22 protein-coding genes are annotated in these 25,036 nt (G+C 50.6%); 11 read left to right on the top strand and 11 right to left on the bottom strand.

What is annotated here, in order from left to right; genetic code table 11:
* The first annotated feature begins 53 nt into the window (after positions 1-53).
* The gene (gene rpoD / locus K1Y77_RS12885; RefSeq protein WP_030073790.1) at positions 54-1,910 is read left to right on the top strand and encodes an RNA polymerase sigma factor RpoD; all 1,857 of its coding nucleotides are present in this window, start codon (positions 54-56) and stop codon (positions 1,908-1,910) included.
* Positions 1,911-2,017: 107 nt separating this feature from the next.
* On the opposite strand, the gene K1Y77_RS12880 is transcribed toward rpoD, so the two are convergent.
* Both K1Y77_RS12880 and K1Y77_RS12875 read right to left on the bottom strand, forming a co-directional pair.
* Complete coding sequence (locus K1Y77_RS12880; RefSeq protein ID WP_264428897.1) at positions 2,018-3,589, bottom strand: AbgT family transporter; 1,572 nt, start codon at positions 3,587-3,589, stop codon at positions 2,018-2,020.
* 188 nt (positions 3,590-3,777) lie between these two features.
* Complete coding sequence (locus K1Y77_RS12875; RefSeq protein WP_030073788.1) at positions 3,778-4,428, bottom strand: hypothetical protein; 651 nt, start codon at positions 4,426-4,428, stop codon at positions 3,778-3,780.
* A gap of 198 nt (positions 4,429-4,626) precedes the next feature.
* Between K1Y77_RS12875 and K1Y77_RS12870 the strand changes: the two genes are divergently transcribed.
* Entirely contained in the window at positions 4,627-5,994 is a 1,368-nt protein-coding gene (locus K1Y77_RS12870; RefSeq protein WP_030073786.1) for an L-serine ammonia-lyase, read from the top strand.
* On the opposite strand, the gene K1Y77_RS12865 is transcribed toward K1Y77_RS12870, so the two are convergent.
* Positions 5,991-6,887, bottom strand: a complete 897-nt coding sequence (locus K1Y77_RS12865; RefSeq protein WP_030073783.1) for a LysR family transcriptional regulator — start codon at positions 6,885-6,887, stop codon at positions 5,991-5,993. The genes K1Y77_RS12870 and K1Y77_RS12865 overlap by 4 nt on opposite strands.
* Positions 6,888-7,016: 129 nt before the next feature.
* Here K1Y77_RS12865 and K1Y77_RS12860 point away from each other — a divergent pair, with 129 nt between their 5' ends.
* From K1Y77_RS12860 to mtgA, 4 genes are all read left to right on the top strand, one after another.
* The gene (locus K1Y77_RS12860; protein ID WP_264428893.1) at positions 7,017-8,000 is read left to right on the top strand and encodes an MBL fold metallo-hydrolase; all 984 of its coding nucleotides are present in this window, start codon (positions 7,017-7,019) and stop codon (positions 7,998-8,000) included.
* Positions 8,001-8,065: 65 nt separating this feature from the next.
* Positions 8,066-9,175: an S-(hydroxymethyl)glutathione dehydrogenase/class III alcohol dehydrogenase gene (locus tag K1Y77_RS12855; protein ID WP_030073780.1), complete on the top strand. Its 1,110-nt coding sequence runs from the start codon at positions 8,066-8,068 to the stop codon at positions 9,173-9,175.
* A 75-nt stretch (positions 9,176-9,250) separates the two neighbouring features.
* Positions 9,251-10,105, top strand: a complete 855-nt coding sequence (gene fghA, locus K1Y77_RS12850; RefSeq protein ID WP_030073778.1) for an S-formylglutathione hydrolase — start codon at positions 9,251-9,253, stop codon at positions 10,103-10,105.
* A 10-nt stretch (positions 10,106-10,115) separates the two neighbouring features.
* Entirely contained in the window at positions 10,116-10,832 is a 717-nt protein-coding gene (gene mtgA / locus K1Y77_RS12845; protein ID WP_030073777.1) for a monofunctional biosynthetic peptidoglycan transglycosylase, read from the top strand.
* A 4-nt stretch (positions 10,833-10,836) separates the two neighbouring features.
* On the opposite strand, the gene K1Y77_RS12840 is transcribed toward mtgA, so the two are convergent.
* Entirely contained in the window at positions 10,837-11,781 is a 945-nt protein-coding gene (locus tag K1Y77_RS12840; protein ID WP_264017717.1) for a DMT family transporter, read from the bottom strand.
* Positions 11,782-11,926: 145 nt separating this feature from the next.
* Between K1Y77_RS12840 and K1Y77_RS12835 the strand changes: the two genes are divergently transcribed.
* The 3 genes from K1Y77_RS12835 (at position 11,927) to K1Y77_RS12825 (ending at position 15,175) form a co-directional block, all read left to right on the top strand.
* The gene (locus K1Y77_RS12835; RefSeq protein ID WP_030073772.1) at positions 11,927-12,316 is read left to right on the top strand and encodes a DUF4168 domain-containing protein; all 390 of its coding nucleotides are present in this window, start codon (positions 11,927-11,929) and stop codon (positions 12,314-12,316) included.
* A gap of 221 nt (positions 12,317-12,537) precedes the next feature.
* Positions 12,538-14,448 carry a DUF294 nucleotidyltransferase-like domain-containing protein gene (locus K1Y77_RS12830; RefSeq protein ID WP_030073770.1) on the top strand — a complete coding sequence of 637 codons (1,911 nt, stop codon included), beginning with the start codon at positions 12,538-12,540 and terminating at the stop codon, positions 14,446-14,448.
* Position 14,449: 1 nt separating this feature from the next.
* The gene (locus tag K1Y77_RS12825; protein WP_030073767.1) at positions 14,450-15,175 is read left to right on the top strand and encodes a 3'-5' exonuclease; all 726 of its coding nucleotides are present in this window, start codon (positions 14,450-14,452) and stop codon (positions 15,173-15,175) included.
* 99 nt (positions 15,176-15,274) lie between these two features.
* Here the strand turns inward: K1Y77_RS12825 and K1Y77_RS12820 are convergent, their stop codons facing one another.
* The 5 genes from K1Y77_RS12820 to K1Y77_RS12800 all read right to left on the bottom strand — a co-directional run bounded on the left by K1Y77_RS12820 (position 15,275) and on the right by K1Y77_RS12800 (position 20,719).
* Positions 15,275-16,915: a BCCT family transporter gene (locus K1Y77_RS12820; protein ID WP_030073765.1), complete on the bottom strand. Its 1,641-nt coding sequence runs from the start codon at positions 16,913-16,915 to the stop codon at positions 15,275-15,277.
* A gap of 51 nt (positions 16,916-16,966) precedes the next feature.
* Positions 16,967-17,389, bottom strand: coding sequence for a universal stress protein (locus tag K1Y77_RS12815; RefSeq protein ID WP_030073764.1), 423 nt, complete (start codon positions 17,387-17,389; stop codon positions 16,967-16,969).
* Positions 17,390-17,570: 181 nt separating this feature from the next.
* On the bottom strand, positions 17,571-18,443 hold the full coding sequence (locus K1Y77_RS12810; protein ID WP_030073763.1) for a glycine betaine ABC transporter substrate-binding protein: 873 nt from the start codon (positions 18,441-18,443) through the stop codon (positions 17,571-17,573).
* A 237-nt stretch (positions 18,444-18,680) separates the two neighbouring features.
* Positions 18,681-19,517, bottom strand: coding sequence for an ABC transporter permease (locus K1Y77_RS12805; RefSeq protein ID WP_030073762.1), 837 nt, complete (start codon positions 19,515-19,517; stop codon positions 18,681-18,683).
* Entirely contained in the window at positions 19,517-20,719 is a 1,203-nt protein-coding gene (locus tag K1Y77_RS12800) for a quaternary amine ABC transporter ATP-binding protein (protein WP_264428887.1), read from the bottom strand. The genes K1Y77_RS12805 and K1Y77_RS12800 overlap by 1 nt, the downstream gene beginning before the upstream one ends.
* A 459-nt stretch (positions 20,720-21,178) precedes the next feature.
* Here K1Y77_RS12800 and K1Y77_RS12795 point away from each other — a divergent pair, with 459 nt between their 5' ends.
* Both K1Y77_RS12795 and K1Y77_RS12790 read left to right on the top strand, forming a co-directional pair.
* Positions 21,179-21,628 (top strand): hypothetical protein, encoded by a 450-nt coding sequence (locus K1Y77_RS12795; RefSeq protein WP_264017722.1) that lies wholly within the window; start codon positions 21,179-21,181, stop codon positions 21,626-21,628.
* A 270-nt stretch (positions 21,629-21,898) separates the two neighbouring features.
* Complete coding sequence (locus tag K1Y77_RS12790) at positions 21,899-22,102, top strand: hypothetical protein (protein ID WP_035536739.1); 204 nt, start codon at positions 21,899-21,901, stop codon at positions 22,100-22,102.
* 62 nt (positions 22,103-22,164) lie between these two features.
* Here the strand turns inward: K1Y77_RS12790 and K1Y77_RS12785 are convergent, their stop codons facing one another.
* On the bottom strand, positions 22,165-23,565 hold the full coding sequence (locus K1Y77_RS12785) for a sigma-54-dependent transcriptional regulator (protein WP_264017723.1): 1,401 nt from the start codon (positions 23,563-23,565) through the stop codon (positions 22,165-22,167).
* 11 nt (positions 23,566-23,576) lie between these two features.
* Positions 23,577-25,022, bottom strand: a complete 1,446-nt coding sequence (locus K1Y77_RS12780) for a sensor histidine kinase (protein ID WP_030073755.1) — start codon at positions 25,020-25,022, stop codon at positions 23,577-23,579.
* Between the last annotated feature and the right edge of the window lie 14 nt (positions 25,023-25,036).

Raw genomic sequence — 25,036 nt, 5'->3', positions numbered from 1 at the left:
AATCGATTCAGCGCCCCAGGTGTTTCATTCTTCTTCGTCGAGATAGGGTTTCTATGGCTGGAAATGCGCAGCAGCAGTCACGTCTGAAGGAGTTGATCGCGCGCGGCAAGGAACAGGGCTACCTGACCTATGCCGAGGTCAACGACCATCTACCCGAGGATATCGCCGACCCGGATCAAGTGGAAGACATCATTGGCATGATTAACGACATGGGTATCAGTGTCGTTGAAGAAGCGCCAGATGAAGACACTTTGATGATGTCGGATCACTCCACGGACGAGTCCGCTGCGGAAGAGGCCGTCGCGGCACTCGCCGCCGTGGAAAGCGACGTAGGTCGCACTACCGACCCTGTGCGCATGTATATGCGCGAAATGGGCACGGTTGAACTTCTAACCCGCGAAGGTGAGATCGAAATCGCCAAGCGGATAGAAGAAGGCACACGGGAAGTGATGTCGGCGCTGGCCTATTTGCCTGGCGCGGTTGCCTCTATCCTGGATGCTTATGATGCCACACAGGACGAAGAAGCGCCTGGCCGCTTATCTGACCTGTTCTCTGGTTTTATCGACCCGGACGAAGGGATTCCAGGCGTTGCAGAAGCCGAAGTGCCTGAGCCCGAAGTGGAAACCGAGCTGAGCGATGATGATGATCTCGACAGCGACGGTGACGACGAGGACGAGGACAGCACTGCCAGCGAAGGTGGACCTGATCCGGAAGAAGCGAAAGCTCGCTTCGAGCAAATCCGTGAACAGAACGCCGCTGTCGAAGCTGCGCTCGCGAAATACGGTCGTGGCAGTGCTGAGCTTAAAAATGAGCAAGCGCGCTTAGCCGAGCTATTTTCGCCTATTAAGCTGGTGCCGAAGCATTTTGAGCGACTAGTCGGTCAGGTACGTATTAGCGTTGAGCAGGTGCGTGCCCAAGAAAAAGCGGTCATGCAGCTGTGCGTGAAGAAAGCTAAAGTACCACGTAAGACGTTCATTAAGTCGTTCCCTGGGTACGAGTCTAATCCAAAATGGTTGGACACCTTCCAGGAGGCGCAGCCTAAGTATGCTGACCGCCTTGAGCCACTGCGCGCCGATATTGCTCGCTCACAGCGCAAAATTGCCTTTGAAGAGGACATGGTGCAGCTCACCGTGGCTGACCTCAAAGAAGTTAACCGCAAGCTCTCTATCGGCGAGGCGAAAGCGCGTCGTGCTAAGAAAGAGATGGTTGAGGCTAACCTGCGTTTGGTAATTTCGATTGCTAAGAAATATACCAACCGTGGCCTGCAGTTCTTGGATCTGATTCAGGAAGGCAATATTGGCCTAATGAAAGCGGTGGATAAGTTCGAATATCGCCGTGGTTACAAGTTTTCGACCTATGCCACGTGGTGGATTCGTCAGGCGATTACGCGCTCTATCGCTGACCAGGCGCGTACCATCCGGATTCCGGTACACATGATTGAGACGATCAATAAGCTCAATCGCGTTTCTCGCCAGATGCTGCAGGAAATGGGCCGCGAGCCAACGCCGGAAGAGTTGGGCGAACGTCTGGAAATGCCGGAAGACAAAGTGCGCAAGGTGTTGAAAATTGCCAAAGAGCCGATCTCTATGGAGACGCCGATTGGTGACGACGATGATTCACACCTAGGTGACTTTATCGAAGATGGCACGATGTTGCTGCCGATTGATATGGCGACTGGCGAAGGCTTGATCGAAGCGACGCGTAACGTCCTTGGTGGCTTAACCGCTCGTGAAGCGAAAGTGCTTCGCATGCGTTTCGGTATTGATATGAATACCGACCACACGTTAGAAGAAGTGGGTAAGCAGTTTGACGTAACCCGCGAGCGGATTCGTCAGATCGAAGCGAAGGCGCTGCGCAAGCTACGTCATCCAAGTCGTTCTGAACCGCTGCGCTCGTTCCTCGACGAGTAGGTAGACCAGAGGCACAAGCTTAGCCGCCTTTGGGTTTGCTGATAAAAAACCCGCCGTTCTATGAACGGCGGGTTTTTGCGTTATGCTGCGTTATACGATGAAAATGCTTATAGCGTGTAATGCGTGGCTGACCCCGGACCAACAGGCAAGCCAAAAACGAATACCCAAATAAAGAACAGCAGGCTCCAGCCAATCAGCATAAATAGCGTGTAAGGCAGCATAAGTGCTACCAGCGTACCAATGCCCATATCTTTCCGATAGCGGGTTGCTACCGCCAGAATCAAACCAAAGTAGCTCATCATTGGCGTAATCAGGTTGGTCACGGAGTCGCCGATACGGTAAGCCGCCTGAATCACTTCAGGGGCATAGCCCATCAGCATTAGCATCGGTACAAAGATAGGAGCCGTTACTGCCCACTGAGCAGAGGCGCTGCCTAGGGACAGGTTGACGAACGCACACATAATAATAAATAGCGCGAATAGGCCTGGCCCACGCAGCCCCAGGGACTGCAGCAGATCAGCGCCAGCAACGGCCGTCACGGTGCCAAAGTTGCTCCAGTTAAACAACGCCACAAACTGCGCCGCAAAAAAGACCAACACGATATACAGGCCAAGACTGCTCATGCTTTTTGCCATGGCATCGACAATATCGCGATCGTTTTGCATGGTGCCTGCCAAGCGGCCATAAACAAACCCCAATACAGTGAACGACACCGCGACAATCACTACAATGCCACGCAAAAAGGGCGAGCCGCTAATCAACCCTGTGTCGGGGTTACGCAATATGCCGTTTTCAGGTACGACCATGACAGCGATTAGAGCGACTAACGCTAGTGTTGCAAGCCCTGTCCCTTTTAAGGCGCGCTTTTCTGATGTTGATAGTCCTTCCATGCGCTGGTTTTCAATATCGTTATCAGCGTAGGCAGAATCGAACTTACCAAGCTTGGGTTCTACAATGCGCTCGGTAACAAAGCCACCAATAAGCGTGACAAAGAACGTGCTGGCGAACATAAAGAACCAGTTTGCCTCGGCGCCTACAATGTAAGTAGGGTCGAGAAGGCGCGCTGCTTCCTGAGTAATGCCTGACAGTAATGGGTCAACGGTACCAATCAGTAGGTTAGCGCTGTAGCCTCCAGAAACGCCGCAGAACGCAGCAGCAAGGCCCGCTAATGGGTGCCGCCCTAATGAGTGGAAGATCATGGCCGCTAAAGGAATCAACACCACATAGCCAAGCTCAGCTGCCATGTTCGACATGATGCCAGCAAACACTACGGCATAGGTGACAATGCGCGGCGAGCGGTTAAGTACTAGCGCGCGCATGCTGGCTGAAAGCAGGCCGGAGTGTTCTGCAACGCCGACCCCCAGCATGGCCACCAATACCGTGCCCAGCGGCGCGAAGCTAGTGAAGTTGGTTACCATCTCTGTGACTAAACGGCGCAGGCCTTCTGCATTAAGCAGTGAATTAACCGCTATCCATTCACCCTCGTTAGCAGGGCGAGGGTCGGCAACAGATACCCCTAACGCACCGGCGATGCCGCTGGCGACTACTACCAGCACGCATAAGATAGCGAATAGGGTAACAGGATGTGGAAGCAGGTTGCCCAGCCACTCAACGCTATCAAGAAAGCGAGTAAACGCACCTCGCTTTAGGTTTTCTTCGCGATTTTGTGAGTTTGTCATAAGGTTTGTGTCGTCAGTAGGTTGTTTTTCAGCAAAAATGCCCATGAGTCTGACGGACGACACTACGTTGAAGCCAACAGGGTCGCAAATGGCTTTGTGTATAACGAGATGTAAAAAATGAAATGCCGCCTACGCAGAGCGTAAGGCGGCGATAGCGAAGAGTGGCTAGCAAGAAGTTAAGAGGAGAGTTAGCGAGCGTTTTGGCGCGCCTTGTAAATACGCCGTGTAATCAACAAAAGCTCGATCATGGCAAATAGAATCAAGCTGTAGCCCAAAAGCTCGATGGCTTCCTCTGCAACATCCTTAAATTCGCGGATATAGTTGTCCTGCATGACGGCTCGCCAAAAATCTTGGCGACCATAAAGACGAGAAAAAATGTAGGTAACCAATACGCCAGCAGTAAAAAGCCCAAACGCAAACGTGTTGCTATAATGTGAAAACTCTTCAATAAATCGGCGACGCTGCACGACGACCCACACCAGGCTGGGTATCACAATTAACGATACCAGTACTTTCCAGGTGTGTTCCGCAACGTAGTAATCTAAAAAGTAATCCTGTTCGCGTACCAGCGAAGAAGCCACAAATGCCAGCAGCAAAAGGGTGACAGTAGGCCACACTTTAAGTACTTGGCGCACATAAATTAATAAGCCACAACAACTGGCCAATATCAGGGTTTGGGCAAACTCCGTAAAGCCTAGTTCGGTATAGCGTACGTCAGGTAAATAGAGCGCTTCAAAATAACCGCCCTGGGCAATGCCAGCGATAAAAAATACATAAAGCGTTGCACGCAGAAGCGCATAACCAAAGCTAATGGGCCACTGCGGTGGGGTGGAGGGCATACCAACATCCTTATCGGAGAAATGACGTTATAAGAGAGATGCTCAAAAGCATGTATAGAAGAATATTCATTATATCGTCACCCTTCTATGCTCGCACGTCGAACTTAAGGTCGACCGCTCGACTAACAATAGGATAAAGCTGCACAGTAACGTAGCGATCAGGACATCAACCACTACCGTTGAGGGGCGGAAAATACAATGGCGATAAGCGTTTTTGATCTCTTTAGAATTGGGATTGGCCCATCAAGCTCTCATACCGTTGGGCCGATGCGTGCAGCTCGGGATTTTAGCCAGTCGGTTACTTCACCGTCGCTGACGCGTATGGTGATTAGGCTCCACGGCTCATTAGCTTCTACCGGCATCGGCCATGGTACTGACGGTGCCATCATCATGGGCTTGATGGGAGAAATGCCAGAGTCAATTGATCCAGATACTATTGCCGAGCGACTGCGCGCACTGGATGAGGGCGCTCTGTTAACGCTACCCAATGGTCAAGCGCTAACGTTTGATCGTGCCCATGATATTGAATGGGACGAACATTGTTTACCCTTTCATCCGAATGCCATGATGTTAACGGCCTATCAGCACGATAAGGTTATTGCGACAAATACCTATTATTCCCTTGGTGGTGGCTTTTATGTCGACCAAGCCTGTGCCGATCAGGGAGGGTTAGACGAAGACAAAACGGCACTACCTTACCCATTTGAAACGGCAAATGAACTGTTAGCGCTTTGCCAAACAAATGGGCTGCGTATCAGTGAGCTAATGTTTGAAAACGAAAAAGCATGGCGCAGTGAAGGGGTGATTCGCACAGAGCTACTGACGATCTGGGAAGCCATGCGTACCAGTATTGAAAATGGCTTAAAAGCGACGGGGCACTTGCCCGGAGGGTTGAACGTTCGGCGGCGTGCCCATGGGCTTCACCAACAGCTGCTTTCACCTCCGCCGAACCAACGCTTAATCGTATCGAGCTTTACGGTGATGGATTGGGTTAATTTGTTTGCGCTGGCAGTGAATGAAGAGAACGCCGCAGGTAAACGCATGGTGACTGCACCAACGAACGGCGCCGCTGGTATTGTGCCTGCTGTATTGGCGTACTATTTAAAATTTGAGCCAAATGCCTGTGACGATGACGTAGTAACTTTTTTGCTGGCGGCGGGTGCTATGGGTATTTTGTGTAAAAAGAACGCGTCGATCTCCGGTGCTGAGGTTGGCTGTCAGGGGGAAGTCGGCTCAGCTTGCGCTATGGCCGCAGCGGGACTTGCTGAAGTGCTGGGTGGCTCGCCTAAGCAGGTGGAAAACGCTGCTGAAATTGGCTTAGAGCATAATCTTGGCCTTACTTGCGACCCTGTAGCGGGGTTGGTGCAAGTGCCGTGTATTGAGCGAAACGCTATTGCCTCGGTGAAGGCAATCAATGCTGCACGTATGGCGATGCATGGTGATGGTGAGCATTTTGTATCATTGGACAAAGTGATTCGCACCATGCGTGATACTGGCCGGGATATGCAAGATAAATACAAAGAAACGTCAAAGGGCGGCTTGGCTGTTAATGCCGTTGAGTGTTAAACGGGCGGGTAGGGTGGCAGCGTGGCGCTAATATTGGCCACTAAGTAATCAACGAGCTGGCGGATTTTGGGCGATAGATGCCGGTGGCGGGGGTAGACCGCCCATACTGCGGTGTCGTTGTGTTGGAAAGGCTCTAAAACGGACACCAGCTCACCGCTGGCAAGGTAGGGGGCGACGTAGTAATCCGGCAGCTGGGCCAGCCCTAGCCCTTTCAGCGCGGCATCAAGCAGCGCGGGGCCAGAATTGCCGCTCCAACAGCCTTCCAGTTTAACTTCGCGGCGCTGCCCATTGACCTCAAATAACCAGTTGGGGCGTGACCCCATCAAGCAGCGGTGCTGGCCAAGTTCCGATAACGTGTGTGGTCTAGGGGCTTGGCGAAAGTAAGCCCGCGATCCCACCACATACTCACGTCGTTCGCATAGCCTTCGCGCAATCAGGCTTGAGTCTTTAAGCACCCCCATGCGAATGGCAATATCGTAGCCCTCTTCAATAATCTCTACAGGGCGATTGGTGAAGTGCATATGCACCTCAAGCTGTGGGTGCAGGCACTGGAAATCATTGACGAGTGGCGCGATATAGCGCTCGCCGAACGTTGTCGCAGAAGTCAGCTTCAGCAGCCCACGCGGATTCGCTTGAAGTTCGCTGATAGCTTGCTCGGCATCGCGAAGGCCATCAAAGAGATGACGACAATGCTCAACGTAGATTGCCCCAGCATCGGTTAAACGAATTTGCCGTGTGGTGCGATACAAAAGCTGAACGCCCAGCTGATTTTCCAGTTGGCTCACTAAGCGACTGATATGCGATGTCGATACTTTTAAGTGGCGTGCGGCGGCCGAGAAGGTACCCAGCCTGACCACCTCGACAAATGCCTCGATACGATCCCAGCGTTGCACGAATTACCCTTAGTTAATCTCTAATTGTTGCTCAGTGACAATAATCTTGTGAGTGTATCCCGCTTTATCCCACTCGCCTAGCTGGCCTACACTGCAATCAACTTTGATGCCTTACGGAGTGCTTTGCTTATGTCGATGAACTCTTCACGCTGGACTCGCCGCGGGTTGGCTATTGCTATCGGTGCAGGCTGGGTTGCGGCAGCTCAGGCCGAGTTACCTGCTCAGCAGCTAGAGCAAGCGCCAGGCTGGTTCCGGATGATGGTAGGCGAATATGAAGTCACTGCACTTTACGATGGTCATACCACTCTAGATACATCGCTGCTAAAAGGCATGGAGCAAGACGATATTCTTCGCCATCTTGATGCTCTCTTTATTGATGCTGACAGTGGTATGCAGACAGCCGTGAATGCTTTTTTAATTCACACTGGTGAAAATCTGGTTCTGGTCGACGCTGGCTCGGCCGCTTGCTTTGGCCCCACATTAGGCCAAGTAGAGCAGAACTTGCGCGCGTCTGGTTATACGCCAGAGGACGTTGATACCGTCCTGATGACACACTTACACCCCGATCACGTGTGTGGGTTAGTCGACGATAACGGCGATGCTATTTATACCAATGCGGAACTGCGCGCTAGCCAGGATGATGCGGATTTTTGGCTGGATGAAGAGCGTACCCAAGCGTTGCCAGAAGCCGATCGTGCCTTTTTTATTATGGCCCAAGAAGCCGTTGCCCCTTATCAAGATGCCGATCGTTTTAACCCTTTTACGCCCGGTGATGAACTATTGATGGGAGTCGTGGCGCAAGATACCCACGGCCACACCGCTGGACACGCAAGTTTTATGCTTAACAGCGATGATGACGCCATGCTGGTATGGGGCGACGTCGTCCACAGCTACGGCGTTCAGTTTGCCGACCCCAGCGTAGCGATTGAGTTTGATACTGATCCTGAACAAGCCATTCGTACCCGTGAAACAGTGCTGGAAAGTGCCGCAGAAGATAAGCACTGGGTCGCCGGTGCGCATATGCCGTTCCCTGGTATTGGTCATGTCGTCAAAGGTGAAGATGGCTATCGCTGGGTGCCCATTGAGTTTGGCCCGGTCACTACCGACGAATAGCACTACGCAAATCTCAACGAAGGCGCCTGCTGCAAGGCGCACTCAGTTAATTGTTAGGAGTTTTTATGAAATCACGCGCCGCTGTAGCACTCGAAGCGGGTAAACCGCTTGAATTAGTTGAGATCGATGTGGAAGGCCCTAAAGCGGGTGAAGTGCTGGTTAAGATGGCTGCGACTAGCGTATGCCACACCGATGCTTATACCCTTTCTGGCGCTGACCCCGAAGGTAATTTCCCTGCAGTATTGGGTCACGAAGGTGCTGGCGTGGTACAAGAAGTGGGCGAGGGAGTGACCAGTGTTAAGCCGGGTGATCATGTGATCCCGCTGTACACTGCAGAGTGCGGAAAATGTAAATTCTGCCTATCCGGAAAAACTAATCTGTGTGGCAGCGTGCGCGCTACTCAAGGTAAAGGTGTGATGCCTGATGGTACCTCGCGCTTTTCACTAGAGGGCAAAATGCTCCATCACTATATGGGCACGTCGACCTTTAGTGAGTACACCGTACTGCCAGAAGTGTCGCTGGCGGTGGTCTCCAAAGAAGCACCCATGGATAAAATTTGTCTGTTGGGTTGTGGTGTAACTACCGGTATTGGTGCAGTACTGAATACGGCAAAGGTAGAGCCAGGTTCGACGGTTGCGGTTTTTGGCTTGGGCGCGATTGGTTTAGCGGTCATCCAGGGGGCGGTGATGGCAAAGGCCTCTAAGATTATTGCCATCGATGTAAACCCCGATAAATTTGCATTGGCTAAACAGTTTGGCGCGACTGACTTCGTCAACCCGAAAGAGTACAGCGACCCGATTCAGCAAGTCATTGTCGATATGACCGATGGCGGTGTCGATTACTCTTTCGAGTGTATCGGTAATGTTAATGTAATGCGCTCGGCCCTTGAGTGCTGCCATAAAGGCTGGGGCGAGTCGATTATTATTGGTGTAGCGGGCGCTGGCGAAGAGATCTCCACGCGCCCCTTCCAGCTGGTCACCGGGCGTGTTTGGAAAGGCTCTGCGTTTGGCGGTGTTAAAGGCCGCAGTGAGTTACCGGGATACGTCGAGCGCTATATGAATGGCGAGCTGAATATTGACGACTTTATTACTCACGACATGCCGTTTGAGAAAATTAATGAAGCCTTCGATTTGCTTCACGCAGGGAAGAGCATTCGTACCGTACTGCATTACTGAGTATTATTGGTTATAGAGTAAAGGAGCGCGGTAGGGGAAACCCGCCGCGTTTTCATCTTTTCAAGGAGCTTGCCCATGAGCATGAGCGAAACTTTAGAACTAGTGTCTGCCAACCGTAGTTTTGGTGGCTGGCACAAGCGCTACCGCCACTACTCCCGGGCGCTGGACTGCGACATGGTATTTGCGGTTTACCTGCCACCTCAGGCAGAGAATGAGCGCGTACCGCTGCTTTGGTGGTTGTCAGGTTTAACCTGTAACGATGAAAACTTTATGCAGAAAGCTGGCGCGCATCGCATCGCTGCTGAGCTAGGAGTGGCGATTGTTTGCCCCGATACCAGCCCTCGTGGTACTGAGCTGCCCGGTGAACATGAAAGTTATGATCTAGGGTCAGGTGCAGGCTTTTATGTAAATGCCACGCAAGCTCCTTGGAAGTCTAACTACCGCATGTACGACTATGTGATAGAAGAGTTGCCTTCGGTAGTACGTCAGCACTTCCCGGTGAACGGGCGCGAGTCGATCAGTGGTCACTCCATGGGCGGCCACGGTGCGCTAATCCTGGCGTTGCGTCACCCAGGCCGGTTCCGTTCGGTATCCGCTTTTGCGCCGATTGTTAACCCCATGAACTGCCCCTGGGGACAAAAAGCGTTCACTAGTTATTTAGGCGATGACCAATCCCGTTGGCGTCAGTATGATGCCTGCGAGCTAGTGGCGAATGGCGCCTCGCGACAGCGGCTGTTTATCGACCAGGGCGAGGCCGACCAGTTCTTGGATGAACAATTGATGCCGGAGCGTTTGGAAGCGGTGTGTGAAGAACATGATCACCCACTGACACTTCGTCGCCAGCCAGGCTACGACCATAGCTACTTCTTTATCGCTTCGTTTATCGAGGAACATTTACGCTATCATGCAGACCACCTCATGAAGCGCTAAGGATATCGAAATGCTCAATCGCGCGTTGCGCCGTTCTCTTGGTTTGATATGGCGTCTTATCTGGCGTGGCGCGCTAGTTTTTATTGTCCTCTCGATTGCACTGGTGATGCTGTTCCGATTTGTGCCGCCCCCCGGCTCAATGGTGATGGTAGAGCGTAAAGTACAAAGCTGGATCAACAGTGAACCTATCGATATACAACGCCAATGGAGAAGCTGGGATAGTCTATCCAGCAATGCCAAGCTGGCAGTGATTGCGGCTGAAGACCAGCGTTTCCCCGAGCACAGAGGGTTTGATTTAGTGGAAATGCGTCGTGCTTGGGAAGCTAGCCGAGATGGAGCACGTTTACGTGGTGCGAGTACGTTAAGCCAGCAAACGGCCAAAAATGTGTTTTTATGGAGCGGTCGAAGCTGGGCGCGTAAAGGGCTAGAGGCGTGGTTTACGCTGCTGATAGAAGTCTTGTGGGACAAGCAACGTATACTGGAAGTGTATTTGAACGTTGCGGAGTGGGACACCGGTGTTTTTGGTTTGGAAGCTGCAGCTGATCACTATTTTGGTGCGTCTGGAAGTGCTTTGACCGAACGGCAAGCAAGCCTACTAGCGGCTATTCTTCCTAGCCCGCGTACCCGCAGCGCCTCACGGCCAGACGCTCAGGTCGAGCGCCGTAGCCAGTGGATTCGACAGCAGATGCGTAATTTAGGTGGTGTCCGTTATTTAGAGCGCCTGTAACGCGTCAGGTTTTCTCTTTTAGTTTTCGCTCTTTTGGTTTTCGTACCACCATCACGACCCCTGCGATAGCAATAGCCATGCCTACTAGCCCAAGCAGGGGTAAACGCTCATCAAACAGCCACCACGCCTGTAGCGCGGTAACCGGTGGCACCAGGTAAAATAAGCTGGCCACTCGCGATGCTTCCCCCTTTTTGATTAACGCCATTAACAGCAGAATGGCGGAAATAGAGAGCACCAGTACCAGCCAGCCTAGTGTGAGCACAAACGTTAGGCTCCATTCAATCTGGCGAGTTTCAAACAGCAGTGCCCCACTCCCCAGCAGTATCCCCGCCGCGATATATTGAATCGCTGCCCCTGAAAGAAGTGGCATCGTTGTACAGTAGCGTTTTTGGTAAAGCGTACCTAATGAGATGCCTAGCAAGGCAGCGGTAACACTAACTAAGGCGCCAAGGCCAAATCCCGAAAACAGCGAGGTGCCGAACTCTAGCTTGCTGCCTAACACAAGACAGATGCCCACAAGGCCAAGCAGTAGCCCCAACCATTGGCGGGGTGTTAAACGCTCACCCAATAATGGGCCAGCAAAGGCAGCGGTTAGCAATGGTTGCAGGCCAACCAAAAGCGCCGCTAAACCGGCAGGCATACCTAAATAAATCCCGTAAAACACCCCACCTAAATAAGTGCCGTGTACCAACAGCCCTGAAACACCTATATGTAGCCAAAGCACGGGTGATGACGGCCATGCAATGCGCATTAGCCACGTCAATGGAATCAGCAACATAAGAGTGAGCACGAATCGAACAAACAAAAAGGTAAATGGTTCTGCGTAGGGCAGGCCAAATTTTGCGCCAATAAACCCTGTGCTCCAGAGTAAAACAAATAGTCCAGGCATGGCTGTAAGGCTTAAAGAGGCCATATTGATATTTTCTAAGTTATTGATACTTTTAGACATAGTTCCTCATTATAGGCGCTCTCTGTGCGCTTAATTGTTACATTGCGTTCTTTTTGTTACTAACTTTTACATGAAAATTTGAACCTGTAGCTGAACAGCGCGTCATACGAAGCACATTCATAACGCATCAATGAGGTTTCTTACTATGCAACGTATGACTGCTTTGTTCTCTGCTGCTCTTCTCGCTACAGGTCTACTGGCTGGTACCGCGCATGCGCAGCAAACTCAAGACCCGGCTCAAGATCCAATGGCTACCCAGCAAGCACCAGCCCAGGATTTTTCTGATGAGCAGTTACAGCAGTTTGCCGATGCTTCTCAAGAAATCGCCGTGATCTCTCAAGAGTACACACAGCGTCTGCAGGAAGCAGAAGATGAATCCACTCAACAGGAAGTTCGCGCTGAAGCTAACGACCGTATGATCGAAGTCGTTGAAGATAGCGGTTTAGATGTTGATACCTTTAACGCCATTGGTCAGTCAATTCAGCAAGACCCTGAAATGATGCAGCGTGTTCAGGAAATGGCTAACCAGTCATAAGTTTAGTCAATGTTATGGCAATCAGGTTTTTATAGTGAGTTCTCCTTGAACATAAAAATCTAGCTAACATAACGTGTTTGATCCAATGTAAACCCAGCGTTCTGCGCTGGGTTTTTTTGCTTTTGTTACCACCCATTGATGGCCTGAGGGTTTACGGTTCACGCTATCCAAGACAAACTTCATCTATTGTTAATGCTGTCGCGCCAAGTGCAGGAGATCGCATGGATGTTGAGCTATTAGAAATACGTCAGCATATGGGGCAGTATCCCCCGTTTGATGGTTTATCGGATGCGTTGCTAGACGCCATTGCTGAGCACGTTCAAGTACGCTACTACAAAACGGGGAGCGATATATTAAAGTTTGACGATACGCTTACAGAGTTATGCTATATCCGCAGTGGCGCGGTAGAAGTCTACCGCCGTCAGGGCGAGCTTTATAACCGTCTGGGAGAAGGGGATATCTTCGGCCATTTTAGCCTGCTGCGAAACCATAAAGTGCGGTTACCCGCGAAGGCGATCGAAGATACGCTAATTTATTTTATACCTAATGACGTCTTCCAGCGGCTTTGCGAAGAAGACGATGACTTTGCTGACTTCGTTGAACTTGAACGCCCTCGCTTAGAAACCGCTGCAGAGCAGCAAAAAAAGTCCAATGACATGATGGTCACTAGGATACGCAAATTGGTAACGCGCTATCCCGTGATGGTTGAGTCAACAATCACTGTCCAGCAAGCGGCTCAACAGGTGAGCGACGCTCAGGCATCTGCGGTGCTGGTGATTAATGAGGGCAGTAATAATCCTCGTTACAGCTTTCAAGATAGCGAAGGCAAAACCTGGCAAATGTGCGGCATTCTGACGGATAGCGATTTTCGCACTCGGGTGGTGGCAGAAGGTTTATCAGCTCAAACGGCGATTGGCGACGTCATCTCTGAGCGGCTAATCACCATTCAATCAGATGCATCGGTTTATGAGGCCATGCTGACGATGCTACGTAACAATGTTCACCACTTACCCGTGCTTTATCGCCAGCGACCGGTAGGGGTTGTTCACCTTTCTGATATTATTCGCTACGAAACGCAAAGTGGGTTGTATCTGGTAAGTAATATTTTCAACCAGTCCAGCGCCCAGGGGTTAGCGAGACTCGCTCCAGATGTACGTGCTGCTTTCGTAAGAATGGTGCAAGAAGGTGCTAATTCACAAATGGTGGGGAGTGCCTTATCGACCATTGGGCGTAGTTTTACCCGACGTTTGTTAGAGCTTGCTGAAGAAACGCTGGGTCCACCGCCAGTACCTTACTGCTTCATGGTCAATGGCTCCATGGCGCGCAATGAGCAAAGTATCGTCACTGATCAGGATAACGCGCTGATCTTATCAGATGATTTTAATCCTGAGGAACATGACGACTACTTTCATGCGTTAGCCGCCTTTGTAAGCGATGGCTTAGATGCCTGTGGATATACTTACTGCAAAGGCGATGTGATGGCGACTAACCGCCAGTGGCGTCAGCCGTTACATGTTTGGAAGCGCTATTTTCAAGACTGGATGGCCAATCCAACCCCTGAAAGGCTGCTGCATAGTTCGATCTTCTTTGATTTAGACAGCATTTATGGCGAAGACCATTTTGTCGAAGCGCTGCAAGACTTGATAGCCCACACTGCTCCACAGTCGCCGCTGTTTTTGGCAGCCATGGCCCGCAATGCGCTAAATCGAACGCCGCCGCTAGGGTTCTTCCGTACCTTTGTGATGGAAAAAGATGGAAAACATAACAACTCCATTAACTTAAAACGGCGCGGTACTGCCCCCATGGTCGATCTTATTCGAATTCATGCGTTGGCCTGTGGCTCAAAAGCGCAGAACTCGTTTCAGCGCTTAAACGATATTAGCAATACCCAGCTATTGGCAACCGGTGTTAGTGACAAGCTCAGCTACGCGTTTGAGTTTTTATGCATGTCACGAATTCGCCACCAAATGATTGATCTCCAAGAAGACCGCACGCCCGATAACAATATCGAGCCGGAGAATGTTGACGATAGCGAGCGCCATACGCTGAAAGATGCCTTTCAAGTACTCAGTAATGCGCAAAAATTCCTGAAATTCCGCTATCCCTTACCTGCCCAACGGCAGGGGCGATAATATGCATGGAATCCGGCTTCGTCAAAAAGTGGTTCAAGCTAACTGGTTAGATTATATGGCTGAGCGTGCTGAGTTATCTAACAATAGTGCGCTAAAGCAATTTTATGCGACGCCGCTGCCCAGCCCGGATACCCCTATCTCTCAGGTACCGATGGTGGCGTTGGATATGGAAACCACAGGCCTGGATGAGCGGCGACATGCGATTGTTAGCATAGGGGTAGTACCTTTTACATTGGACCGCATCCCACTAGCTCAGCGTCGTTATTGGGTATTGAAGCCGCCACGGCCGTTAGATGAAGCGTCTATTGCCTATCATCATATTACCCACTCCGAAATTGCCAGTGCGCCTGACCTAGACGACGTGCTAGATGATTTATTAGCGGTGCTAGCTGGTCGCGTGGTGGTGGTTCATTTTCGCAATATCGAGCGCCCGTTTCTTGATGCTGCCGTGAAAGCACGACGGGGAGAAGGGCTGCTGTTCCCGATGATTGACACCATGTCGTTGGAGGCGCGCATGCATAGACAAACGCTGTGGGCACGCTTTCGACGTTGGTTAGGGCAGCCGCCAGTATCGATTCGTTTAAATGCCAGCCGTGAACGCTACTCTTTGCCAGCTTATCAAGGTCATCATGCGTTGGTGGATGCACTTGCGACAGCAGAGTTACTACAAGCTCAAGTTAGTTATCACTACACGAAAGAAACACCCTTGAGTGATATTTGGGTTTGAGTAAGTGTCGTTTGAGCCTAAATAGTAGGGCGGTGCATAACGCAAACGGGCAGCCAAATGGCTGCCCGTTTGCGATTTAGTACAAGTATTAACGATTTACTATACCGCTTTAGGCTCGCTCATTAGACCCTTGATAATGGCATAACATGCCACCAGCAAAATAATGGTAAATGGGAAGCCGGTAGACACCGCCATGGTTTGCAGCGCGGTTAAACCACCGCCCAATAGCAACGCAATAGCGATAGCCCCTTCTATAATGGCCCAGAAGACACGCTGTGGCTTAGGCGCATCTACTTTGCCGCCTGCGGTGATGGAGTCAATAACCAACGAGCCGGAGTCAGAAGAGGTCACAAAGAAAATAATGACCAGCAGAATTGCCACAAACGAGGTAATTTGTGACAGCGGCAATTGTTCAAGCATCACAAACAGCTGTAAATCGACGCCTGCATCACGCACGGCCTCAATGCCTTGGCTAACGTACTGATCAATAGCGGTGCCGCCAAAGGTGGTCATCCAGAGTACCGATACAATGGATGGCACCAACAGTACCGAAATTAAGAACTCGCGTACGGTACGGCCGCGGGAAACCCGTGCGATAAACATACCGACGTACGGAGACCAGGAAATCCACCATGCCCAGTAGAAGGCTGTCCAACCTTGACTAAAGTTCGCATCTTCACGGCCAAATGGATTTGAGAGCGCAGGGAGGTGAACAACATAGTTAAGCAAGTTTTCAAAGAAACCTGTGGCTATGAGCAGCGTTGGACCAACGGCAATCACGAAGAAGAGTAGCAGCGCTGCCATCGCGATATTGATTTTCGACAGCAGCTGAACGCCCTTATCCACACCCGCTAAAATAGAGCCGATGGCAATAATTGTGATACCGATGATCAGCAGGATCATGGTGATATCGCTTTCCGGTGCGCCGAACAGGTAGGACAACCCTGCGGCTGCCTGGGTGGCCCCTAAGCCAAGCGATGTAGCCAAACCAAACAGCGTGGCGAAGACCGCGAGAATATCGATCAGATGGCCTGGCCATCCCCACACGCGTTCGCCCAGGAGGGGATAAAACACCGAACGCATAGAGAGGGGAAGGCCTTTATTAAACGAAAACAGGGCAAGGGACAGTGCCACTACCGCGTAAATTGCCCAGGGGTGAAGCCCCCAATGAAAGATAGTCGCTGCCATACCTAGCGCCGCGGCACCGGCTGCATCACCCTCAGCGCCCGCTAAGGGTGCCCAGCTTCCACCGTCAAAAGACGTTCCAAAGTGGGTCAACGGCTCATTAACGCCGAAGAACATTAGGCCAATGCCCATACCTGCGGCAAAAAGCATTGAAAACCAGCCCACATAGGTAAAGTCTGGTTTAGCATCAGCGCCGCCTATGCGAATTTTACCCAGTGGCGAAATAATTAACCCAAGGCACAAGATAACGAAAATATTGGCAGCAAGAATAAAGAACCACGCCAGATTGCCGGTCAAGAAGCTAAAAATAGCATCGTAAACGGGAGCAATGGTGTCCTGTAAAGCGAGTGTTAGAATGACAAACAGGAGGATGACGATCGATGAAATCGTGAAAACCTTGCCATGCAAGTCAAGGTTAACTCCCATTGTACTTGTGGTGATATTGTCTTGACCGATCACATAATCAGTGTCGATAAGATTTGCCGGCCCCTCTGGGGCTGGAATACCCTCTGAGGCTGGTTCATCGGGTGATAGATTTTGCGGTTTTTTATCCACAAAGCTGCTCCCTTAATTATCGAAATTGTAAGCGTTACAACGCAATGTTCTTTATTGCGGCAACCGAATGAGAAAAACGGAGGCACCCGTATGCGTGGCAACCTTGCCACCATGAGACGGCATAATGGCATCTAGGTGACGTGGTAAATGCGTAGCCATCATGACTAAATCTGCCCCTACCTCATCAATTGCTTTCACCAGCAGCGAATCAACGTTAGCAATGGGGTCGGTTGAGCTATACACCTTGATGCTAACGGGCTGGCCATGAACGCTGTGCCGTTCTTGGGCGAAAGCCTCAAGCTTTTGCTCATACTCTTGGGGTGTGCGGGCGATGCTGGTTGGCGTATTAGCCGTGACGCCGACATAGGTGATATGCGAGTCATATTGTTTGGCAAGGTCAGCAACAACGCGTAACGAGGGTTCAAGAGTTTCTAGGTGGGCAAGGTCTACAGGCACCATAATGTTGTTAAACATGGCAAGCTCCTAGAGTGGCCTATCTGGGTGCTCGATACGGCGTAGTTACTACACTGAATTTCGAGCATCTGATGACACTGGACACATCAATAGAGTGAATGGCTGTAGCCGCTGAACCGGTGTTTTCAAACTCTCCAGTTCAGCGGCTTATGACACTATACCTTGTACAGTTTAGGTACTATTAGGAATTGAGCCACGTTTCTACAACATCTTGGTTATCTTCTACCCACTGTTTAGCATTCTCGTAGGGGTCGCTGTTATCTTCCTGATTCATCAGCATGACCTCACCCATCTGTTCGGGTGTCCACTCAAAGGCATCAAGAATGGCGTAGGCTTCTGGCATGTCATCTTTTAAGCCTTGGCGTACCACGGTGTGAATCTGCTCGGCACCGCCATACACTTCTTCTGGGTCTTCAAGATATTTCAGGTCGAAACGAGCAAACATCCAGTGCGGTGTCCAGCCAGTCACCACGACATCTTCTTCATTGTTAATTGCGCTTGAAAGCGCTGCGGTCATGGTAGCACCGCTACCGCTACGCAGACGCAGTCCGAGATCATAGGTATCCACAACCTCTTCGGTAAGCGCCATTAGGCCTGCACCGGGGTCAATACCGATGATCTCGCCGTTAAAGCTGTCGGCGTTATCGTTTAGGTCAGCGATAGAATCAACGTCGGTATAAGACGGCACAACTAGACCTAGCTTGGTGCCATCCAGATTCATGCCGAGATCTTCAACGTTACTTCCTACACGCTCCATGTAGTCAGCGTGGGTAGTCGGCAGCCAAGCGGCAACAATGGCATCTGCATCCCCTGTTGAAAGTGCCTGGAACATGGCGGCGGCCGAAAGTGATGTTAGCTCAACCTCAAACCCTGCTTGTTCGAGTACGGCTGCCATGACATTGGTAGAAGCCACTTCAGACGACCACTCAACGTAGGCAAGGTTGATCGTGCCCTGATCCTGGGCATAAGCCAAACTGCCGGCAGTCATGCCAGTACCAGCAATTAGGGCTAATGAGGCGAGGCGGATGCGGTGATTTAACGTACGAGTTTTCATACTTGTGCTCCTTGGTAAAAGTAGTGGCTTTTATCTCTTCTCTATCGTTGTCTCTATTACAACAGACAATTCACAATAGACAGCGAGTAAGTGCCACGACTGTAATAAACAAGCTAACAAGCGCTGCTTAATTATAAATTTAGATCACACCATTAGCATGCGGATGCCAGCAGAGTGAATCAAGTAGACTGGTCAACGCAGTATTTTTGATAGCTGCGAGCCCCGTCTTAACTAGGCTTATTGCGAACGACGCGTTTTCCGTAGCGATTGCGTTAAACGGTCAAGTAGCATGGCTAGTATGACAACAGCGATTCCAGCTTCGAAACCATCGCCGGGACGCAGTCGCTGAATTGCACGCCACACCTCGCTCCCCAGGCCATCCGCGCCGATCATGGCGGCGATAACCACCATCGAAAGTGCCAACATAATAGTCTGGTTAATCCCTGCCATTACTGTCGGTAGTGATAGCGGAAGTTGTACCTTGAATAATTTTTGACTGCGTGTTGCGCCATAGGCATCAGCGGCCTCAATAAGCTCAACCGGGACCTGACGAATGCCAAGCGTTGTAAAGCGAATAGCAGGCGGCATCGAGAAAATTACGGTCGCAAAAATGGCGGAGACAGAGCCAATACCGAAAAATGGAATGGCGGGTATCAGGTACACAAATGCAGGCATGGTCTGCATGAAATCCAGTATGGGCATGATCAGGCGGTAAAGCCGATTTGATAGGGCTGCCGCAATGCCTACTGGCAATGCGATAACCACGGCCACCAGGGTGGCGAAGACCACCAGCGTGAGGGTCTCTATCATCGGGTTCCAGAGCCCTAGGTTCCAAATTAAGGCTAACCCAGCCACTGCACCAAGTGCTAAGCGGACACCCGCTAACTTCAAACAAAGTAGTGCGATCAAGCCAAGTAGCGCCCATTCAGGTAGCCACATCAAGCTGTCGTTTAATACATCAATGCCCGTTTGGGTAAAGCGAGAGATGCCCCGCGTTACAGACGAGTACTCGCTTGTTAACCAGGTTAAGCCGCTCTCAATCCAATCGCCAAGAGGAATGCTTGGAATATCCATTACTGTTCTCCTGCCCGTGCTAATTCATCCAGTACCGCACCCTTCACAACAACGCCAAGTAACCGCTGCTGATCATCAACAACGGCGATGGGGAAGCTTTTATCGCTAAACATAGCGAACAGATTGTGCAGGGGTTCCTCGGGAGGGACTTTGCGGAAGTCTTGAGTCAGGTGATCAGTAATCGTTTCTGACTTGGCATCAATCGCTCTGCTTGCCGATTCAGCCTCTAACAAGCCGATTAGGCGGCGATCACGGTCAGTGACGTATATTGAATCAATACTATGGTCGCGCATCCGATGTAGAGCCGTACGCGGGCCATCGCTTTCTCGAGCAGTAGAGCGCACTGGGCGCATAGCACTTTCGGCGGTGAGTACCCTCGAACGATCGACGCCTTCAATAAAGCGGCGTACATAGTCATCGGCTGGTTGGGTTAATATTTCTTCCGGGGTGCCGATTTGTACGACTTCGCCATCTTTTAGAAGTACGATACGGTCACCAATATTGAGCGCTTCATCCAAGTCGTGGGTAATGAAGACGGTGGTTTTCTGCATTTTAGATTGCAGTTGCAGCAGCTCTTGCTGCATATCTTTGCGGATTAGAGGGTCAAGCGCTGAAAATGCTTCGTCCATCAATAGTACGGTGGAGTCATTCGCTAGCGCGCGGGCCAGACCGACACGCTGCTGCATACCACCAGAAAGCTGGTTAGGGTAAGCCTCTTCCCAACCATCTAACCCTACTTGTGTTAGCGCGTTTTGGGCAATGTGCTTACGTTCCGCTTTATCTACGCCGCGAATTTCAAGTCCGAATTCAGCGTTTTGACGCACTGTGCGGTGAGGAAATAGCGCGAAGTTTTGAAACACCATAGAAAAATGACGGCGACGACACTCCAGTAACGCCTTTTCGCCCAGCGTGGGAATATTTTCACCATCAATCACTATCTCGCCTTCGGTGGTATCAATCAGGCGATTTAAACAACGAATCAACGTTGACTTGCCAGAACCTGATAGCCCCATGATGACGAGCAGTTCGCCCTCATAGACATCGAAAGAGATATTGGAAAGGCCTAGCGTTTGACCCGTTTTTTCAAGGATTTCAGGGCGTTTTAAGCCTTGGTCGCGGAGCTCAAGGGCTTTTTTTGGCTGCTTACCAAATACCTTGCTTAAGCCGCGTACCTGAATTTTGACAGGGCGTGTCTCGTCCATCAGCGATGCCTATTGCGTGAATGAGCAGCCTTGTGTCGTTGCTCAGTTCGCTTCCTAGTGACCAGATGGCTTTCCCTGCAAACAGCGACACAAAACGGTTCATAATTGAAATTTAAGTTTGGGTTCGGTTATTTATTAATATTTATTATACATAAGTAGACAAGGTGTGTCACAACGCCTCCTGTGCTAGGCGTCCAATGTCGTCACATGTGCCAGTTTGAACCCACGTCCGTTCACTGCTTGTTAATGATTGGAGGGTTTTCTTTTTTATTTAAATTTATGATTTTTAACAATAATTGTTTTTTATCTGAGTGTAGGCATAGGTTATGCAAGATTATAAGTAACGTAATGATTTTATTTTTAAACTGTCTTTGTCACTGAACCTTTTTTTGGTCGACAGCTTTATGATTGACAGTTTTTACGATTGACAGCTTTTATGTTGGAAGGGAGGTAAGTCGTATGGATAAGCACGCTAAACAAGTTACTAAACGCCCACGTGTACTTACACTATGCATGTTAGCGGCCACCGTAAGCACGCTTGCGCTCGCCGGTTGTGGCAATGGTGACGACGACATGCCGCCTGCAGAACAGCCAGAAACCATGGAGCAGGATGCCACTTCTTCAACGGATCAAGTGTCGTCTGGTGATGACAATACGGCCATGGATACCACCTCAGATCCTATGATGAACGATGATCCTGACGTGGCAGAAGACTCCGCTATGAATGAAGACCCTGGATTAAGCGATGATGCAGCGGCTTCACAAGAACCGATGCCAGAAGCAGAAGCAAATGTTGGAGAAGAAGATCCTGAAGAGAACCCAGGCTTTGGTGAAGGTACTGAACCAATGCCAACCACGGATGAAGATGACACGGATGAGAATGACGACGAGATGAATAGCGGTCAGTAATCGTTAACGCTCCCTACGATGGTAAATCGACCCAGCTGTCTGTTCCCTGCGGCTGCTCCACCCGATTTATCATCTTTTTCCCCCGCGCCCGCGGGGGTTTTTTTTATTTTATGGCAACAATACCAGCGCCAACAACTGGCTTTGCAGAGTTTGTAGAGCGGGTCTTCCCACCCATGCTTTTTTGGCAACCTAGCAAATAGTCACTAAGGTTAAGAGGCGGTGGGTGTAAAAAGCGCCTTTGCAATTAATCAATCAAGGAAGGAGAACGACATGATGTCACTGAAACCTACTGTACGATTATTAGCGTTACTGCTGAGTGTATTGCTGGTTGCTGGTGTGCTATCCGGTTGTGGCAATGATTCACCCCCTAACGCCGATGCAGAGCAAGAGATAGAAGAGCCGATGGGCACGGGGCCGATGGCTAATGATGGAACCACGCCTGAAGAAACGCCAGGAGAGGGCGTTACCGAATAATCTGGCGTCTTATAGAAAGCTGAACCGGTCACTTTGGTGTGTGACCGGTTTATCCTATTACGTTAATCCTCGTTATCTTCCAAACGCCGATAGAGCGTTCGTCGAGCAATACCCAGCACTTCAGCAGTACGCCGCTTATTGCCGCCAGTAGCTTCTAGCACTTTGCGAATATAGCGCTTCTCTACTTCTTCCAAGCTTGGCCAACGCGCTGGTGCAGGCGCTGGCACCTGGGTGCCGGGCAACACCTCGCCACTAAGGGTCGGCGTTATTTCCGAGCCGTTATGTTGGCTGGCCTGCTCGCGTAGCCGTTCTGGCAAATCGTTGTGCTGCAATACACCCTCTTCGCTCAGGGTTACGGCACGCATAATGGCATTTTCTAACTCGCGCACGTTACCAGGATAGGGGTAGTTCAACAGGCTGTTCAGCGCTTCAGGTTCAATTTGTTCAATTTGTTTATTTTGCGCTTCGGCATGTTTGTCAATTAATGCAAACACGAGATGTTCTATATCGGTGCCCCGTTCGCGCAGCGGAGGGATGCGTAGCGAGAATGTTTCAAGTCGATAGAACAAGTCACTTCGGAAGTTTTCCTGCTCGATCTCTTTTTCAAGATTTCGGTGAGTCGCTGCAATAATACGCACATCAACCGGTTCTTCGCGCTCGCCGCCAACCGGACGCACGGTTTTTTCTTGTAATGCGCGCAGCAATTTAGCCTGAAGATTAACGGGCATTTCGCCAATCTCATCCAAGAAAAGGCTGCCGCCCTTGGCACTATGAAACAGACCTCTGCGCGCTTCGTTGGCCCCAGTGAACGCTCCTTTTACATGGCCAAAAAACTCGCTTTCCATTAGATCAGCAGGAATGCTGGCACAGTTCACGGGCACAAAAGGTGCATCATGGCGTTTGCTCTCTTGATGGATAGCACGGGCCAATAGCTCTTTACCGGTACCGCTTTCGCCCAGAATCAAAATAGGCGCATCGCTTTTAGCCAGCCGAGAAGCATCATGAAACAGGGATTGCATGCTTGGGCTTTTGCCAACAATGCCGTGGAAGTGGCTCAATTCAGTATCGTGGGAAAGCGATAAGCGCTGGCGCTCTAAGACGCGAAAGACCGCTTCGCGAATTGCATCTAGATCTAATGGTTTGGTTAGAAAATCATCGGCGCCCAGTTTTAGCGCCTCGACAGCTTGGTCAATGGTGCCAAACGCAGTGATGACAATAATACCCAGCTCGCTGCCACTTTGGCGAAGCTGCTGAAGTAACTGAATGCCGGTCATTCCAGGAAGACGAACATCCGTAATCATCATTGCAACAGGGGTATGGCTAAGTAGCGCCAAGGCATCTTCTGCGCTGGGCACGCCTAGCGTATCGTAGCCCGCGTCGTTAAGTTCTTCTTCCAATAACTCACGTATAGCGGCGTCATCTTCCACCACCAATAAAGGTAAAAGGTGTTCCTGATGGGTCACAAACGTTTTCCTCAAGCGGATGCGGTTTCACTAAGGGGGAGCGTAATTTCAAATCCAGCGCCGCCAAGGCCGCTATTAAATACGCCAATCGTCCCGCCGTGGTCGTTAATAATGCGATGCACCATGGAGAGCCCTAAGCCACTGCCTTGGCCCACCGGTTTAGTTGTAAAAAAAGGGTCAAATACTTGTTGATGTTGTGATGCTGGAATGCCAGGCCCATCATCTTCTACCCACAGCGTTAACTCTTCCCCGTATTGTTTGGCACTAAGACGTACGTGGCCTACGTTTGGCGCTTGCGCTGCGTTACGCAATAAATTGGTGAGCACTTGCACAATTTGCTGACCATTGACTAATAAGTGGGGGGGAGGGGAAGGAAGGTCAATATCTAAACGGATATTTCGTGGCTCCAGCTCCTCTTCCACGAGTTCACTTGCACTCAGAATAAGCTGATCGAGGGCTTGCGTGCCTTTCTCTACGTTATGTTGTCGCCCCAGCTCCATTAACTGGCGGACAATTTGGACAATGCGTTCGACTTCGCCACGAATACGACTAAGGCGTGCGCGTTCGTCGTCGCCAATAACATTCCGACGGGCTAAACGCTGAGCTTGGCCATTGATGACGGTTAACGGTGCGCCAATCTCATGGGCCACACCAGCTGCCAAAACACCCAGTTCGGCCAGCTTTTTAGATTTGCGCAAGCGCTTTTCAAGTTCGATTTCGCGCTGCCGGCGAGCATCTATGTCGCGATCTTTATCTGCCATGGCATCCAGCATGCCGTTCAACCCTGATGCTAAGCGGCGATACTCTGTCGGGCCATCGACCGTAGCCCGCTGGCTACGGTCGCCATCTTCTACTAGTAACATCACGTGCAATAGGCGGTTAAGTGGCCGCTCAATATAGTGCCGAAAGCCCCACCAAATGCTAAATACAATACCGGCCGCTCCGATCACAAACACCAACACCGCCACAATGCTGATAAAGCCCGTATAGTTTTCAATGCCGGTATTAAGTCGGTTTACCTGCAGGACGCCTTGCACCGTGCCGTCTTGCGCCCGTAGCGGAATCAATGCTGAGTAGTACGTCCAACCTTCTTGCTGGCGGTAATTGCTGTAGAGGTCATCTTGTTCGATAACCTGCTGAATTTCACTCGGTGTGAACAGATCTTTGCCCAAGCCCAGCCCATAAACTTCACGGCCTTGGGTGTCGAACACATAAGCACCATAGATACGATGAAATGAAAAAGCGGATTGCAGTGCTTCTTCTAACGGCGTGTCGCTATCACGAGCGACGGCATAGCTCAGCGATGTGCTCAGTGCCCGTGTGATAATTTCAACTTCAGTCTGCAGCTTGGAACGCACATTATCTTCCAGCGACTTGATGGCCACCAGGCTAAATACCACTAAAACGACAAAGAGCGGCACGATGACCGTCAAAATAATTAAATTACGAAGTCGCATTATGCATCCGTGTG

Origin of the sequence: Halomonas qaidamensis (assembly GCF_025917315.1) — a bacterium.
Classification (GTDB): Bacteria; Pseudomonadota; Gammaproteobacteria; order Pseudomonadales; family Halomonadaceae; genus Vreelandella; species Vreelandella qaidamensis.
The sequence above is the reverse complement of the archived record's forward strand: the minus strand, read 5'-3'. Positions and strand labels throughout refer to the sequence as shown.